We start from the raw sequence: 14,977 nt of genomic DNA on the forward strand, positions 1-14,977 counted from the left end.
CCGCTCCGGCCCATGAGGTCAGACCGGCCCGGGCATCCCGGCGAGTCGGCGCGCCATGGCGGCGACCAGATCCGTCCGGGTGGTGATACCGACAATCGTTTCGCCCTCCAGCACCGGCACCGCGTCGACTTTACCCTCCGCGAGCAGCGGCAGCAGCGCGGCCGCGGGCAGATCGGGGGTGACCGTCGGCAGATCGCGCGCCATCAGTGCCGTCGCAGTCTCCGCGTCGGGATCGCGGATCAGATGGATCTGGAAGATCGTGCCCACATAGCTGCCCGTCGGCGTGACAACGGGCAGTGAGGTGAAGCCATGGGCCGCGAAGATCGCCGACACCTCGGCCCGGGTGGCTTCCGGCGCCACGGTCACGAGATCGCGCGACATGATGTCAGCGCAGGTCAGCCCCTCGAGATGGTGCCCGGCAAGCCGCAGCTCCGCCCCCGCGAGGAGGCGCGCCAGATCCTCGACGCCGAGGTTCGTCGACTGGCGAAACTCGGTCAGCAACTCGCGCAACTCGGCCTCGCTCAGCCCGAGCCGCTCCATGGCCGGCTTGTCGGCGGTGCCCTGCGGGCTCGGCTCGTCCGGCTGGCGGAACGGATACTTCCGCCCCGTGGCCCGGGTGTAGAGGACCGAGACCAGCACGAGAATGAGCGTCCCGAGCGCCACCGGCGCCAGCGCGAAGCGAAAGCCCACCTCGGTGATCTCCGCCGGGTTCAACGCCACGGTCAGCGCCACCGCCCCGCCCGGCGGATGCAGCGAGCGCGTGAGCACCATGGCGAGGATCGAGCACCCGGTCGCGAGCGGTACGGCGATCACCATGGCCGGCACGAGCTTCACCACCGCGATCGACACGATGGCCGAGAGGGTGTTGCCGACGAGCGCTGACCAGGGCTGCGCCAGCGGGCTGTTCGGCACCGCAAAGACAAGCACCGCCGATGCGCCGAACGGCGGGATCATCGCCAGCGCCAGATGCAGGTCGGCCCTCGGCGCGAAGAGAAGCGAGGCGATCGCCAGCCCCACCATGGCGCCCAGTCCCGCGCGCACGCCCTCGCGCGCGGCGACCCGGGCCATGGCCGGACCCAGCGTGTGCAACGCCCGGCGCAGGCGACCGGCCGGGCTCCGGTCGTGGGTACTCGATGACATGGGTTGCGCGGCCCGGAAAGGAAGTGAAACTGCGGAAGAGGTGGTGGCGCCCTACTCGGGCACCACCCGCACGGCGCCGCGCGCGGCGCTGGTCGCGAAGGCGGCATAAGCGCGGAGCGCCGTCGTCACCTTCCGCTTGCGCGGAGCGGCCGGCTTCCAGCCCGCTTCCTCCTGCGCACGGCGACGGTGGGCAAGCTCGGCGTCATCCACCGCGAGGTGGATCGTCCGGTTCGGGATGTCGATCTCGATGGTGTCGCCTTCCTGAACCAGCCCGATCGCGCCACCCTCGGCCGCCTCGGGCGAGACGTGGCCGATCGAGAGCCCCGAACTGCCGCCCGAGAAGCGGCCGTCGGTGACGAGCGCGCAGGCCTTCCCGAGGCCCTTCGACTTCAGGTAGCTCGTCGGGTAGAGCATTTCCTGCATGCCCGGCCCGCCCCTCGGCCCCTCGTAGCGGATGAGCACCACGTCGCCCGGCTGGATCTTGTTGCCAAGGATGGCGCTCACCGACGCGTCCTGGCTCTCGAAAACCCGCGCCCGGCCGGTGAACTTCAGGATCGAGTCGTCGACCCCCGCGGTCTTCACGATGCAGCCGTCCTCGGCGATGTTGCCATAGAGCACGGCAAGCCCGCCGTCCTGCGAGAACGGGTGCTCGGCCGAGCGGATGACGCCGTTCTCGCGATCGGTGTCGAGATCGTCCCAGCGCCGCGACTGGCTGAACGCCTGCTGCGTCGGCACGCCGCCCGGCGCCGCGAGGTAGAAGTCACGCACCTTCTCGGACCTGGTGCGCACGATGTCCCACTGGTCGAGCGCGTCGCCAAGGCTCGGCGCATGCACGGTGGGCAGGCTGGTGTCGATAAGCCCCGCCCGGTCGAGTTCGCCGAGGATCGCCATGATGCCGCCCGCGCGGTGGATGTCCTCCATGTGCACATCCGCCTTCGCCGGCGCGACCTTGCAGAGCACCGGCACCTTGCGGCTCAGCCGGTCGATGTCGTCCATGGTGAAGTCGCACTCCGCCTCGTGGGCGGCGGCGAGGATGTGCAGGACGGTGTTGGTCGAGCCGCCCATGGCGATGTCGAGGCACATGGCGTTCTCGAAGGCGCCCTTCGAGGCGATGGCACGCGGCAGGACCGTGGCGTCGTCCTGCTCGTAGTGGCGCCGCGCCAGATCGACGATGAGATGCCCGGCCTCGACGAAGAGCCGGCGCCGGTCGGCGTGCGTGGCGAGCGTCGAGCCGTTGCCCGGCAGCGACAGCCCGAGCGCCTCGGTCAGGCAGTTCATCGAGTTGGCAGTGAACATGCCAGAGCACGACCCGCAGGTCGGGCATGCCGAGCGCTCGATCACCTGCACGTCGGCGTCGGAAACCTTGTCGTCGGCGGCGGCGACCATCGCGTCGACCAGATCGAGCGCCTGCTCCTTGCCGCCGAGCACGACCTTGCCCGCCTCCATCGGCCCGCCGGAGACGAAGACCACCGGGATGTTGAGCCGGAGTGCCGCCATCAGCATGCCGGGCGTGATCTTGTCGCAGTTCGAGATGCAGACCATCGCGTCGGCGCAGTGGGCGTTCACCATGTACTCGACCGAGTCGGCGATCACCTCGCGCGAGGGCAGCGAGTAGAGCATCCCGTCGTGGCCCATCGCGATGCCGTCATCGACCGCGATGGTGTTGAATTCCTTGGCGACGCCGCCGGCCGCCTCGATCTCGCGCGCGACGAGCTGGCCGAGATCCTTCAGGTGAACGTGGCCGGGCACGAACTGGGTGAAGGAGTTGACGACGGCGATGATCGGCTTGCCGAAGTCGCCGTCCTTCATGCCGGTCGCCCGCCAGAGGCCGCGAGCGCCCGCCATGTTGCGGCCGTGGGTTGTGGTGCGCGAGCGATATGCGGGCATGGCTGGCTCCTGGTTGGGGCCCGGGGCCTGGCGGACGGGCGTGTTCTGAAGCGGGAACATGGGCCATCGAACCTATCCGGCAAGGAGTCAACCCCGATGCCGCGCGAAACCGCCCGCGCCAGTACTTCTCAGTACTCGTCGTGCAGCCGCACCCAGTTCATCGTCCCCTGCTCGTTACGCCCCTTCGGCGCAAGATCGAGCCAGCTGAACGCTCCCATCACCAGCTCCGTGCCGCGATGATAGGTGGAGTAACTGTGAAAAATCCGATCATCTGAGTCCTTCGCGAAGATGCTGATCCCGTGCATGTCCGAACTCGTCCTGATCGGCGTCCCGTAGTTGTAGATCGCCTGCCCGGCCGCGCGTTCCTCCGGCGTGAAGAAGACGCCGTAGTCATGATTGAAGTCGTTGCCGCGCGACGAGACCCAGGGAAACGTCCAGCCCATCCGCCGCCGCACCGCCTCGATCTCGTCGAGCGGCGCCCGCGAGATCGCGGCAAAGGCGAGATCGGCCTGCTCGAAGTGCTGCCGCGCGGCGTCCACATGATCCGCCGTGAACGCGCAGCCGGTACAGATGCCCGTAGCGCCCGGCGCCAGCATGAAGTGATAGACCGCAAGCTGGCTCCGGTCACCGAAGAGCTCGCTGAGGGTCACCTCGCCGTCGGGCCCGTCGAAGACGTAAGCTTTGTCCACCTCGACCCACGGGAGCGCACGGCGCTCGGTACGCAGCGCGTCGAGCGCGTGGGTCATCGCCCGCTCCTTCGCCAGCAGCGCCTTTCGGGCATCAAGCCAGGCCGCGCGCGAAACGATGGTGTGGTCCATGATCTCTCTCCTTCTCCGGGGTTAAGCCGCCGGTTCGCGCCGTGCGGCACGCCGCAGCCAGGGCGGCAGGTGGCTGAGGCTCATCAGCAGGTACATCGCCGTCATGGCGTCGAGGCCGAACGGCCCCGGCCCCATGCAGAACGCCGCCTGATCACCGCCCACGCCCGAGACGAGCGCCATGGCCGCGAAGCCCGGCGCCGCCGCGAGGGCGAGCCATCCCGCAATGCGGTCTCCTGTCCGGATGGTGGTCATCGCCGCCGCCTTTCGTCATGCTCCTGCCGATGCGACGAACCCTAGGCGCGGACGGGAGGGGGGCGGGAGTGACAAGTCTGACGGGATTTCCTATGTCGGGATCTTCGTGGACCCGCTGATCGCCGCCGCCGGCCGTGCGCTCACCGCCGGTGACCCGCTCGGTGCGCTGAAGCGGGTGGCGCTTCGCGACGACCCGCCAGCACTCGCGCTTCGCGGCATCGCCATGGCGCAGCTCGGCGATCTGGACCGCGCCCGCGGACTCCTGAAGGCGGCGGCGCAGGGTTTCGCGCAACGCGACGCCCTCGCCCGCGCCCGCTGCCGGCTCGCCGAGGCCGAGATCGCGCTGGTCTCCCGCGACCTTGCCACGCCGACGCGCACCCTGCGCGCCACCGCGGCGACCCTCGCCGCCCGCGGCGACCCCGCGAACGCGGCGCATGCAGGCTATCTCGAAGCCCGGCGGCTCCTCCTCATCGGCAGGCTCGATGCGGCCGAGGCGATGCTCGCCAGTCTCGACGCCACAGCGCTGCCGCCCGCGTCGCGAGCCGGCTACTGGCTTGTCACTGCCGGCATCGCCATGCGCCGGATCCGCGCGGCCGACGCAGGGGCCGCCCTCGCCCACGCGGCGGAGGCGGCCCGCGCCGCCCGGATCCCCGCCCTCGCCGCCGAAGTCGCCCACGCCGCCCGCCACCTCGCCGCCCCCGCCGCGCGGCAGGTGGGCGGCGGCAGCCCTCTCCTCGACCTCGCGGGCGTCGAGGCCCTCATCGGCTCCGGCGCCCTCGTCATCGACGCCTGCCGCGGCGCGATCCGGCGCCGGGGCGCCAGCCTCTCGCTCGCCAGCCGTCCGGTCCTCTTCACGCTTGCCCGCACCCTCGCCGAAGCCTGGCCCGGCGACGCGACCCGCGCGGCCTTGATCGCCACGGCCTTTCGCGGCCGCGAGGCCGACGAGTCGCACCGGGCGCGGCTGCGCGTCGAGATTGGCCGCCTCCGCAAGAGACTCGCGCCGCTCGCCGGCATCGACGCCACGCCCGACGGCTTCATCCTGAAACCCGAGGCAGACGACGTCGCCGTCATCACCCCACCCACCGAGCAGCCGCACGGCGCGGTGCTGGCGCTGCTCGCCGACGGCGAGGCATGGTCGAGCTCGGCGCTCGCCCTCGCCCTCGACGTCAGCCCGCGCACTGTCCAGCGCGCCCTCGAAGACCTCGCCGCGACCGGCAAGGCCGAGTCCCTCGGCCGCGGCCGCGCCCGCCGCTGGACCGTCCCCGGCGTCCCTGGCTTCCCGACAGCGTTGTTACTCCCCGCGCCCGCCGCGATTGGATAGGCTCGCAGCCATGAAGCACGCACGCGCGGAAATCCTCGGCCAGTACGGCCCCTTCGACGACGTCGAGGCCGTCCACGGCGTCAGCTACGACGGAACCCGGGTCTGGTTCGCCTCCGGCGACCACCTGAACGGCCTCGATCCGGAGAGCGGCGACATCGTCGCGCGCCTCGCCACACTCGCCGACGCCGGCACCGCCTTCGACGGCCAGCACCTCTGGCAGATCGCCGGCAGCGACATCCGCAGGATCGACCCCGCGACCGGCGACGTGCTCGGCACCATCCCGGCCCCGGAGGGCAGCAACTCCGGCCTTGCCTGGGCCGAGGGTTCGCTCTGGGTCGGCGACTACGAGGGGCGCCGGATCCGCGAGATCGACCCCGGGACCGGCGCCGTCCGGCGCGTGATCGCCTCCGACCGCTTCGTCACCGGCGTCACATGGGTCGAGGGTGAACTCTGGCATGGCACGTGGGAAGGCGCGGAAAGCGACCTCCGCCGCATCGACCCGGTGAGCGGCACGGTCCTCGAACGCCTCGACATGCCCGAAGGCACCGGCGTCTCCGGCCTCGAGTCCGACGGCCACGACCGCTTCTTCTGCGGCTCGGGCGGTGGCGCGACGGTGCGCACCGTGCGCCGCCCGGGGCGGACCTGAACCGCCGGCCTCAGGCAATGTCCGCGAGCGATGTCCGGTCCGTGGCGAGATCGGCCAGCACCGCCACATGGACTTCAAGCGCATCGATCACCGGAAAGCCCGGATCGCGCCCGTCGAAGGCCAGCAAGAGGTCGGTGCCGGCGAGCGCAACCGCCTCGGCGCCATGCGCCATCATCTCCGCCCCCGCCGCGAAGAGCCGCCGGCGAGTCGCCTCGTCACAGCGGCCCGCGACGGCCATGTCCTGATAGGCCTTGCCCACCGCCGCGCTGTCCTCCGGCACAAGGACGCACGTCCGCACCATCTGCCCGAAAAGCCGCGTCTCCATCGCCCGCGCCGTGCCAAGCAGCCCCACCCGCCGAAGCCCGTGCGTCGCGCAGTGGGTATCGAGCGGGGCGATCGCCGAGACGAGCGGCAACGGGCTGAGCGTCAGCGTCTCCTCCCAGCAGAAATGCGGCCCGATGGCCGTGATGCTGGCAACCTCGGCCTCCGCCGCCTTCAGGCGGTGTAGCAGCCCGGCGAAGACCTCCGCCTGTTCCCGCGACCGACCGGCGAGGTTGTTCGCCAGCACCTCGCGGATGCTGGCCTCGACCATGGTCAGTTCCAGCCGGCAGCCGCGTGCGGCGGCGGCTTCGGTCAGGCGCCGGTAGTAGACGACCGTAGCCGCGGGCCCGAGCCCGGTGATCAGACCGACATGCACCGCACCGCCCCCCTGCACCGTATCGCAGACAGGATGCCGGCCCGGCGGCGCGCGGTCCACCACCCTCGCACGACCCGGGAACGCAAACGGCCGCGGGCTGGTGCCCGCGGCCGCCACAGTCCCCCGAAGGGACGCGGTCAGTTCTTCGCGTAGTACTCGACGACGAGGTTCGGCTCCATCATCACCGGATACGGCACGTCGGAGAGCGACGGCGAGCGCACGAACTCTGCGGTGAGCTTGGAGTGGTCGACGGCCAGGTACTCCGGCACGTCCCGCTCGGGCGAGCCGATCGCCTCGAGCACGATCGCGAGCTGCTTCGACTTGTCACGGACCGAGATCACGTCGCCTTCCTTCACGCGGTAGGAGGCGATGTTGACGCGGCGGCCGTTCACGGCGACGTGGCCGTGGTTCACGAACTGGCGGGCGGCGAAGACGGTCGGCACGAACTTGGCGCGGTAGACCACCGCGTCGAGCCGGCGCTCCAGCAGGCCGATCAGGATCTCCGGCGTGTCACCGCGCTGACGCTCGGCCTCGTCGTAGATCCGGCGGAACTGCTTCTCGGTCAGGTCGCCGTAGTAGCCCTTGAGCTTCTGCTTGGCGCGGAGCTGGGTGCCGAAATCCGACATCTTGCCCTTGCGGCGCTGGCCGTGCTGGCCGGGGCCGTACTCGCGCTTGTTCACCGGGGACTTCGGGCGCCCCCAGATGTTTTCGCCCATGCGGCGGTCGATCTTGTACTTCGCACTCGTGCGCTTGGTCACGGGTGTATCCTTTCCAAATTATCCCGGCGTCTCCTCTGCCGGGGCTTCCCCGGCCGACAGGATTCCCCTTGCGGGGTCCACGAGCGCCAAATCCACCGCCCCAACCGGACGGTCGGGGGCGCTTATAACGGCAAATGCCGGGTGTCAATGCGCAGGGCTTCGCGATCGGGCGGATACGGGCCGATCCACCGACTCCGAAATACCGGCAACCCGTGGCAGGCTGAGATGTTTCAATCGTCGCACCCTGTAAAACGTACGCTATCGACAGCTAACGAATACGTAGAAGGCATGGTACCGTGTCCTTCGACCGGAGCATCCGCTTTCTCACGTATCCCGATCAGGAGTCGCGGCACGTTTGCCGCCACGCCTCGCCGCGAAGTGAAGGAGACTTGCCCAATGTCCCTGCCCTTTCCATCGATCCGGGTCCGCCTCGTCGAGCCTTCAACCCGTATGCTCGCATGCCCCGCATCCCGAGCTCGCTGATCTTCATCCACACGGCACTTCTGCAGAGGAAGTTCGACGTCATGGGGGGCGCGGCGTTCTTCGGGCCCGTCGAGCAGAAAAGGCCCACCGTCTGGTACTGCCGGCACGGTGCCGTTGTCTGCGATCTCGACGGCAGGCGCGCTTTCGAGGTCCACGGCGCGATCTGCCGGAAGTGGCGCGCGCTCGGCGGCGCGGGATGGGGGCGGCCAACCTGCGACGAGATGCCGACGCCCGACGGCTCGGGCCGCGTCAGCCACTTCACGGGGGGACGCTCGATCTACCGGAGCCCACGGACCCCGGCCGTCGTGGTCGGAGGCGACATCCGCGGCCGCTGGGACGAACTCGGCGGGGTGGACTCCTACCTCGGCTACCCGATCGGCGACGAGGAAGACTTCTCCGAGGACGGGCGGCGCAGCCGGTTCCAGCACGGCAGCATCTACTGGTGGAACGACAGCGGGGCCGTCGACCTTTCGGGCATCAGCCTCAGCTTCACCGGGCTGAAATGCCTGGAGCAGATGCCCGGCAACCGGAACTCGACCGATGGCGAGCCCTGCGCGGTCATCGGCATCGCGGCCCCGGACGCACCGATCCCGGCGCGAGCCTTCAGAAGCCGGGTCTTTCATCGGATCGACCGTGGCGACGCCGGCCGCGACAGCATGGAGGTGTTCCGCGGCGAGCCGCTGGACATCACCATCATGACCCTGTTCACCGGCCATCGGTGCTGCGCGCCAGACCGTTGTCGCGCCGCCGTCCAGACCCTTGTGGAGGAAGCCGTAGGGGAAACCGGGAACCAGATGGAACTGGAGCGCCACCTGCTCTCGCCACCCATCGCCGGGTCGAGGGGCAGCAGGATCGGTCACAGTCAGCTCGTGGTCTCCGGCCGGCAACTCGTGTTGTTCGCGCGGCAGGCGACGTGGCATGACGGCAGCGTCGACTACAAGCTGGACACGTCCGTCGCCGAGGCGAGCGGCGGCCGCTACAAGGCGTATTTCAACGTCCTGCCGATCTGACCAGGGCTCTGGGAACCGGCGGCGCGCACGCGCCGCCGGTGATGATGCCTCAGGCCGCGCGGGTGATGCGCGGGCGGCGCGGACGGCGGCGCTGCGGGCCGGATTTCTGAGCCTCGCCGCCATGGGCCGGCTTCGGCTGATGCGGCTTCGGCTGGTACGGCTTGCCGTGGGCAGCCTTCGGCGCGCCGCCACGGCCACCCGGGCGGCCCTGATGCTTCTTCGGGGCCGGCTCGCCACGCACGTCCGCCGAGAGCAGCCGCGTGCGGGTGATCTTCTCCACCGCGCGCAGCTTGTCCACCTCGTCCGGCGCGCAGAGCGTCACCGCGATCCCGGCCGCGCCATTGCGCCCGGTCCGCCCGATCCGATGGACATAGGACTCCGCCTCGTCGGGCAGGTCGTAGTTCACCACATGGGTGATCCCCGGCACGTCGATGCCGCGCGCCACGATGTCGGTGGCGACGAGCACCCGGACGCGACCGGCGCGGAAGGCATCGAGCGCCCGCTGCCGGGCGTTCTGCGCCTTGTTGCCGTGGATCACCTCGGCGTCGACGCCGTCCTTCTGCAGGTTCTCGGCCACCCGGTCGGCGCCGCGCTTGGTGCGGGCAAAGACGATGGCACGCCCCACCTCCGGGTCGCCCACGAGTGCCAGGAGCCGCGCCCGCTTGTCCGCGGTCGGCATCAGCTCGACGGTCTGCTCGATCTTCGGCACCACCGTCGACTGCGGCGCCACCTCGACCCGCAGCGGATCCTTCAGGAACTCCCTCGTCAGCGTCTCGATCTCCGCCGGCATCGTCGCCGAGAAGAGCAGCGACTGCCGCCGCGGGTGCAGCTTCGCCACGAGCGAGCGCACCGGATTGATGAAGCCCATGTCGAGCATCCGGTCGGCCTCGTCGAGCACCACGAAGCGGGTCTCGTCGAGACGCAGGTCACCCTCGTCCACCAGGTCGATGATGCGCCCCGGCGTCGCGATCACAACGTCGACGCCACGCCCGATGCCACGCACCTGCGCGCTGCGCGACATGCCGCCGAGCACCAGCTGGGTAGAGAGCCGCCCGCCGGCATAGCTGCGCAGGCTCGTCTCGATCTGCACGGCGAGCTCGCGCGTCGGCGCGAGAATGAGCGCACGGCAGGTCTTGGGCGTCGGGCGCCCCTTCAGCCCGTGGATCGCCTGCACCATCGGCAGGCCGAACGCGGCGGTCTTGCCGGTGCCGGTCTGCGCGACGCCGAGCACGTCGCGGCCCTCGAGCTGCGCCGGGATCGTCGCCACCTGAATCGGCGTCGGACAGGTGAGGCCCGCACGCGTGAGCGCATCGACGAGCGGCTGGGCAACGCCCAGTGCGGCAAAGGTCTGTTCAGTCAATACTTGTCATCCTCCCCGCCGCGGCCGGTCAGGCGTTGGCGGGCCATGGCCCCTCGTCAGGCGCATGTGACGAAAATCCGGTTGTCGGTGTGGCCCAGTCCATGAGACAGGCGGGCCCTGCGCCACCGCTGTCGCAAGCCGGGTATCAGACCGCGGCGCGAGGTCCCCATATATGGGTTTTGCCGCGCTGCGGCAAGACGTTTCCACGATCAGCGCGGAGTGCTCGTCCGGGAGCGAACAAGGCCCTGCCGCGTTGAGGCCACGAAGGAGACTTTCGATGCGCACAGCAATCGTTGCCCTCGGCCTCGCGGCACTCGTCCTCCCGGGGTGCGGCAGCAACCCGACGTCCCGGGCGGCAAGCGGCGGCCTCGGCGGTGCGGCAGTCGGGACACTGGTCGGCGGCCCGGTGATCGGAACCGCCGCCGGAGCCGTCACCGGCGCGACGCTCGGCGCCGCGACCAGCGACTGACTTCGGGCTCCCGACCGGCAGGCTGCCCGCACGGGACGGCGCGTCCCGACGCGACTCGCGACCGTGGCGCAGCTATGCCCGGGCGCCCGTGAACGCCCCTGCGGGAACGATATCGGATGCCTGATCCGCCGGCACTGACCACCTGTCTGCCGCAAAGTCGCGCAAACCCCGCTCGAACGGCGAAGCGGAAGTCACGTCACGCCGGCCCGGCCTCAGGTTTGAATTGACGGGCGCGTCTCACGCGTTGTTCGCTTTCGCCAGAAGCTGGCTCCGCGCGCGGATTGCCCACGCCCGCCCAGACATGACCCCGGGGGGAGGCGAATGCCGCAGCACGACTACTCCGATCAGGATCGAAACGACGACATCAGGGCGCTGCACGGCATGGGTTATGCCCAGGAGCTGCAGCGAACCCTGAGCCGCTTTTCCAACTTCGCGATCTCGTTCTCGATCATCTGCATCCTGTCGGGCGGCATCAACTCACTGGCGCAGGCGACCTCTGGCTCGGGCGGCATCGGCATCGGCATCGGCTGGCTGGTCGGCTGCTTCGTCAGCCTCGTCTTTGCCGTCGCCATGTCACAGATCAGCTCGGCCTACCCCACGGCCGGCGGCCTCTATCACTGGGGCTCGATCCTCGGCAACCGCGGCACCGGCTGGGTAACGGCGTGGCTGAACCTGCTCGGCCTCATCACCGTGCTCGGCGCCATCAACGTCGGCACGTGGACCTTCTTCATGGGGGCGTTCGGGCCGAAGCTCGGCATCGAGAACACGCTTCTCACCCAGACGATCTTCCTGATCATCATCACCGGCGGTCAGGCGCTCATCAACCACATGGGGATCCGGCTCACCGCGCGCCTCACCGACTTCTCCGGATGGCTGATCTTCTTCGGCTCGATCCTCATCGCCGTCGTCTGCCTGATCGCGGCGGACAGCTGGGACCTCGGCCGGCTCTTCAGCTTCAGGAACTACTCCGGCGAGGCCGGTGGCAACGTCTGGCCGGCGGTCTCGAACGGCTGGGTCTTCGCCCTCGGCCTGCTGCTGCCGATCTACACGATCACCGGCTATGACGCCTCGGCGCACACCTCCGAGGAGACGTTCAAGGCGGCACATTCCGTGCCGCGCGCCATGGTGATGTCGGTCGTCTGGTCGGCGCTCTTCGGCTACCTCTTCCTCGCCTCGTTCGTCCTCATGATCCCGGACATGGATCAGGCGGCGGCGCAGGGCTGGAACGTCTTCTTCTGGGCCTTCGACCAGCAGGTGAGCGCCGGCGTGAAGGAATTCGTCTACCTCGTGGTCTTCGTCGCACAGCTGCTCTGCGGCCTCGCCACGGTCACCTCCGCCTCGCGGATGATCTTCGCCTTCGCCCGAGACGGCGGCCTGCCCGGCTCGAAGTCGCTCTCGAAGGTCAGCCCGACCTACCGCACGCCGGTCGCGGCGATCTGGACCGCCGCGACGCTCGCGGTGCTCTTCGTCTGGGGATCGTCGCTCGTCTCGGTCGCCGGCACCTCCGCCTACACCATCGTCGTCTCCTGCACGGTCATCTTCCTCTTCATCTCGTTCACCGTCCCGATCGTGCTCGGCCTTCTCGCGTGGGGCACGCCGAAGTGGGACAAGATGGGCCCGTGGGACCTCGGCCGCCCAGTCTTCACCGTCTTCGCGGTGCTTTCGGTGATCTCGATGGTGCTGATTTTCGTCATCGGCATCCAGCCGCCGAACGACTGGGCGCTCTACATTACTGTCGGCTTCTTCCTGCTGACAGCTGTTGTCTGGTTCGGCTTCGAGCGTCGGCGCTTCCAGGGCCCGCCGATCGGCGACGTGATCTCGCGCAGGCAAGCTGAGATTGAAAAGGCCGAGCAAGCCGTCGGTGAAAAAGGTCGGCGCCACTGAGCAATATTGCCGGAAAGGCCCTCTCGCTTCCGGCAGGAGGGCCGCGTATAGGCGGTTTCAAGGGTCAATGAACGGCCCGATCCACATCGAGGGGACGACAGTGATCAACAAGCTTTCCGCCGAGTTCATCGGCACATTCTGGCTGGTGTTCGGAGGCTGCGGCAGTGCCGTACTCGCCGCGGCGTTCCCCGAGCTCGGTATCGGTTTCGCCGGCGTGGCGCTCGCGTTCGGCCTCACCGTGCTCACCATGGTCTACGCGGTCGGTCCGATCTCCGGCGGCCACTTCAACCCGGCGGTCTCGCTCGGCCTCGCCATCGGTGGCCGGTTCTCCTGGGGCGAGCTCATCCCCTACTGGATCGCCCAGGTTCTCGGCGGTTTCGTCGCGGCGCTCATCCTTTACGCCATCGCCTCGGGCAAGGCTGACTGGGTCCCCGGCGGCTTCGCCTCGAACGGCTACGGTGCCAACTCGCCGGGCGGCTACAGCCTCTTCGCCTGCTTCCTGATCGAGGTCGTGCTGACGGCAGGCTTCCTGCTCGTCATCCTCGGCGCGACCAGCCCGAAGGCCCCGGCGGGCTTCGCCGGCATCGCCATCGGCCTCGCCCTCACCCTCATCCACCTCGTCTCGATCCCGGTGACCAACACCTCCGTCAACCCGGCCCGCTCCACGGCGGTCGCCTCTTCGCCGAAACCGGCGCGACCGGCCAGCTCTGGCTCTTCTGGGTGGCGCCGCTCATCGGCGCGGCCATCGGCGCGGTGATCTGGAAGGCTCTGCTCGCGCCCGCTGCCGAGAACGTGGCCTGAGGCAAACACCGCCCGCCGCGTCCCGACGCGGCGGGCGACCCTGAGGGCGGGCAACCCCGAACTCGTGAAGCGTGTGGCATCGACGAGGGGACAGACCCATCCCACTTCTGCGGCGGGGCACATCGCCCGCAGAAGTGGTCTCAGCATCATGCGCACCCTCACCTCCGTCATCGCTCTTGTCGCAGTTCTCGGCGCAGCGTCGGCCATGAATATGGCCAACGCGCAGGATGTCAGCGCCACGCTCGCCCAGCGCCTGAGCAACGCCGTCACCCAGTCGGAGCCAGCGACCACCACCTCCTCGTCGAGCCTGCCCACCGCGAGCTACACCGCGGCACAGCTCGACAAGCTGGTTGCTCCCATCGCCCTCTACCCCGACGCGCTCCTCGCCCAGGTCCTCGTCGCCTCGACCTATCCCGATCAGGTGAACGCCGCCGGCGCGCTGATCGCCCGGGCGCCGAACATGAGCGACAGTGACCTCGCCGACGCGGTCTCCGCCGGCCAATGGGACCAGAGCATCCTCGTCCTCCTCTCCGGCTTCCCGAGCGTCCTCAGCCGGATGGCCGACCAGACGAGCTGGACCGACGACCTCGGCACCGCCTTCGCGAGCGACCACGCCGACGTCATGTCAGCGATCCAGACCATGCGCTCGGAGGCGATGGACAAGGGCAACCTGACGAGCAACACCGCACAGGTCGTGAGCCGCGGCGACTCCGGCATCACCATCCGCCCGGCCGACCCGAAGGTGGTCTACGTGCCGCAGTACGACCCCGAGACCGTCTACGTCGATCGTGACGTGGCCTATGCCGGACCGGCCCCCATCGCCACCGGCGCCAACCCCATCGTCGCCGGCGCAATCGGCTTCGGCGCGGGCCTGCTCGTCTCCAGCCTCTGGAACAACAGTCACAACAACGGCAATGACGGCAATCACGGATGGGCGAACTACTGGCACCAGGACGCGATCGACTGGCGGCGGGAGGCTCTCTACGCGCGCCCGGGTCCGAATCCGGCGCCTTGGGCACCGCCGCCGCGCGGACCCGGCCACCCGAACCCGGCCCCCGTTGCCTCGACCGCCCCGGTTCCGGCGCCCGCCTCGGCCAACCGGCACCGCCCCGTTGAGCCATCCGCCAGCACCGCCCCGGCCAGCCGACCTTCATCGGAACACCAGCCGTCCGCAGCCGGCAAGACGCCTGAACACCGGCGGGCGCAGGCAAACGACGCGGCCCGGCCGCAATCGCCCACCACCGAGCGCGATCGCCACCAGCGGCACGAAGCGCAGACCCAGGGCACCGAGCACCAAGCGGCACCAAGCCAGGCGACTCGTACCCGGGAGGCCCACCAGAACAGCCAGGAGCATCGCCCGTCCGAGGCCTGCAGGCACCACCCGAACGATCCGGCCTGCAAATCCTGATCACGCAGCCGCCGACGCCCGGGTGTTCTCCCGGAAGCGCCCG

The 14,977-nt window shown here is 69.6% G+C and carries 13 protein-coding genes and 1 pseudogene; 7 read left to right on the forward strand and 7 right to left on the reverse strand.

Features of this window, described 5'->3' with window-relative positions; genetic code table 11:
• Positions 1 to 18 precede the first annotated feature (18 nt).
• The 4 genes from HNP73_RS12310 to HNP73_RS12325 all read right to left on the reverse strand — a co-directional run bounded on the left by HNP73_RS12310 (position 19) and on the right by HNP73_RS12325 (position 4,097).
• Positions 19 to 1,140: an HPP family protein gene (locus HNP73_RS12310; RefSeq protein WP_184149555.1), complete on the reverse strand. Its 1,122-nt coding sequence runs from the start codon at positions 1,138 to 1,140 to the stop codon at positions 19 to 21.
• 51 nt (positions 1,141 to 1,191) lie between these two features.
• Positions 1,192 to 3,027 carry a dihydroxy-acid dehydratase gene (gene ilvD / locus HNP73_RS12315; RefSeq protein WP_184149557.1) on the reverse strand — a complete coding sequence of 612 codons (1,836 nt, stop codon included), beginning with the start codon at positions 3,025 to 3,027 and terminating at the stop codon, positions 1,192 to 1,194.
• A gap of 128 nt (positions 3,028 to 3,155) precedes the next feature.
• Positions 3,156 to 3,845 (reverse strand): DUF899 domain-containing protein, encoded by a 690-nt coding sequence (locus tag HNP73_RS12320; protein ID WP_184149558.1) that lies wholly within the window; start codon positions 3,843 to 3,845, stop codon positions 3,156 to 3,158.
• A gap of 21 nt (positions 3,846 to 3,866) precedes the next feature.
• The gene (locus tag HNP73_RS12325) at positions 3,867 to 4,097 is read right to left on the reverse strand and encodes a hypothetical protein (protein WP_184149561.1); all 231 of its coding nucleotides are present in this window, start codon (positions 4,095 to 4,097) and stop codon (positions 3,867 to 3,869) included.
• A 106-nt stretch (positions 4,098 to 4,203) separates the two neighbouring features.
• On the opposite strand from HNP73_RS12325, the gene HNP73_RS12330 reads away from it, so the two are divergent.
• Positions 4,204 to 5,418, forward strand: a complete 1,215-nt coding sequence (locus tag HNP73_RS12330) for an HTH domain-containing protein (protein WP_184149564.1) — start codon at positions 4,204 to 4,206, stop codon at positions 5,416 to 5,418.
• A 10-nt stretch (positions 5,419 to 5,428) separates the two neighbouring features.
• The gene (locus HNP73_RS12335) at positions 5,429 to 6,064 is read left to right on the forward strand and encodes a Vgb family protein (protein WP_184149567.1); all 636 of its coding nucleotides are present in this window, start codon (positions 5,429 to 5,431) and stop codon (positions 6,062 to 6,064) included.
• Between the two features lie 10 nt (positions 6,065 to 6,074).
• Here HNP73_RS12335 and HNP73_RS12340 read toward each other — a convergent pair whose 3' ends face one another.
• Both HNP73_RS12340 and rpsD read right to left on the reverse strand, forming a co-directional pair.
• Positions 6,075 to 6,761: an aspartate/glutamate racemase family protein gene (locus HNP73_RS12340; RefSeq protein ID WP_184149570.1), complete on the reverse strand. Its 687-nt coding sequence runs from the start codon at positions 6,759 to 6,761 to the stop codon at positions 6,075 to 6,077.
• Positions 6,762 to 6,898: 137 nt separating this feature from the next.
• Entirely contained in the window at positions 6,899 to 7,519 is a 621-nt protein-coding gene (rpsD, locus tag HNP73_RS12345) for a 30S ribosomal protein S4 (RefSeq protein WP_184149584.1), read from the reverse strand.
• Positions 7,520 to 7,977: 458 nt separating this feature from the next.
• Between rpsD and HNP73_RS12350 the strand changes: the two genes are divergently transcribed.
• Positions 7,978 to 9,012, forward strand: coding sequence for an LGFP repeat-containing protein (locus HNP73_RS12350; RefSeq protein ID WP_184149587.1), 1,035 nt, complete (start codon positions 7,978 to 7,980; stop codon positions 9,010 to 9,012).
• Between the two features lie 49 nt (positions 9,013 to 9,061).
• On the opposite strand, the gene HNP73_RS12355 is transcribed toward HNP73_RS12350, so the two are convergent.
• Positions 9,062 to 10,372, reverse strand: a complete 1,311-nt coding sequence (locus tag HNP73_RS12355; RefSeq protein WP_184149589.1) for a DEAD/DEAH box helicase — start codon at positions 10,370 to 10,372, stop codon at positions 9,062 to 9,064.
• 277 nt (positions 10,373 to 10,649) lie between these two features.
• Here HNP73_RS12355 and HNP73_RS12360 point away from each other — a divergent pair, with 277 nt between their 5' ends.
• The 4 genes and pseudogenes from HNP73_RS12360 to HNP73_RS12375 all read left to right on the forward strand — a co-directional run bounded on the left by HNP73_RS12360 (position 10,650) and on the right by HNP73_RS12375 (position 14,934).
• Entirely contained in the window at positions 10,650 to 10,841 is a 192-nt protein-coding gene (locus HNP73_RS12360) for a hypothetical protein (protein ID WP_184149593.1), read from the forward strand.
• 321 nt (positions 10,842 to 11,162) lie between these two features.
• Positions 11,163 to 12,725: an amino acid permease gene (locus tag HNP73_RS12365; protein ID WP_184149596.1), complete on the forward strand. Its 1,563-nt coding sequence runs from the start codon at positions 11,163 to 11,165 to the stop codon at positions 12,723 to 12,725.
• Between the two features lie 100 nt (positions 12,726 to 12,825).
• A pseudogene (gene aqpZ, locus HNP73_RS12370) lies at positions 12,826 to 13,526 on the forward strand (aquaporin Z).
• Between the two features lie 205 nt (positions 13,527 to 13,731).
• A complete protein-coding gene (locus HNP73_RS12375; protein ID WP_184149599.1) occupies positions 13,732 to 14,934 on the forward strand; it encodes a DUF3300 domain-containing protein in 1,203 nt (400 codons plus the stop codon).
• The last annotated feature ends 43 nt before the right edge of the window (positions 14,935 to 14,977 follow it).

Source organism: Amaricoccus macauensis (assembly GCF_014201905.1).
In the GTDB taxonomy this organism is placed as follows: Bacteria; Pseudomonadota; Alphaproteobacteria; order Rhodobacterales; family Rhodobacteraceae; genus Amaricoccus; species Amaricoccus macauensis.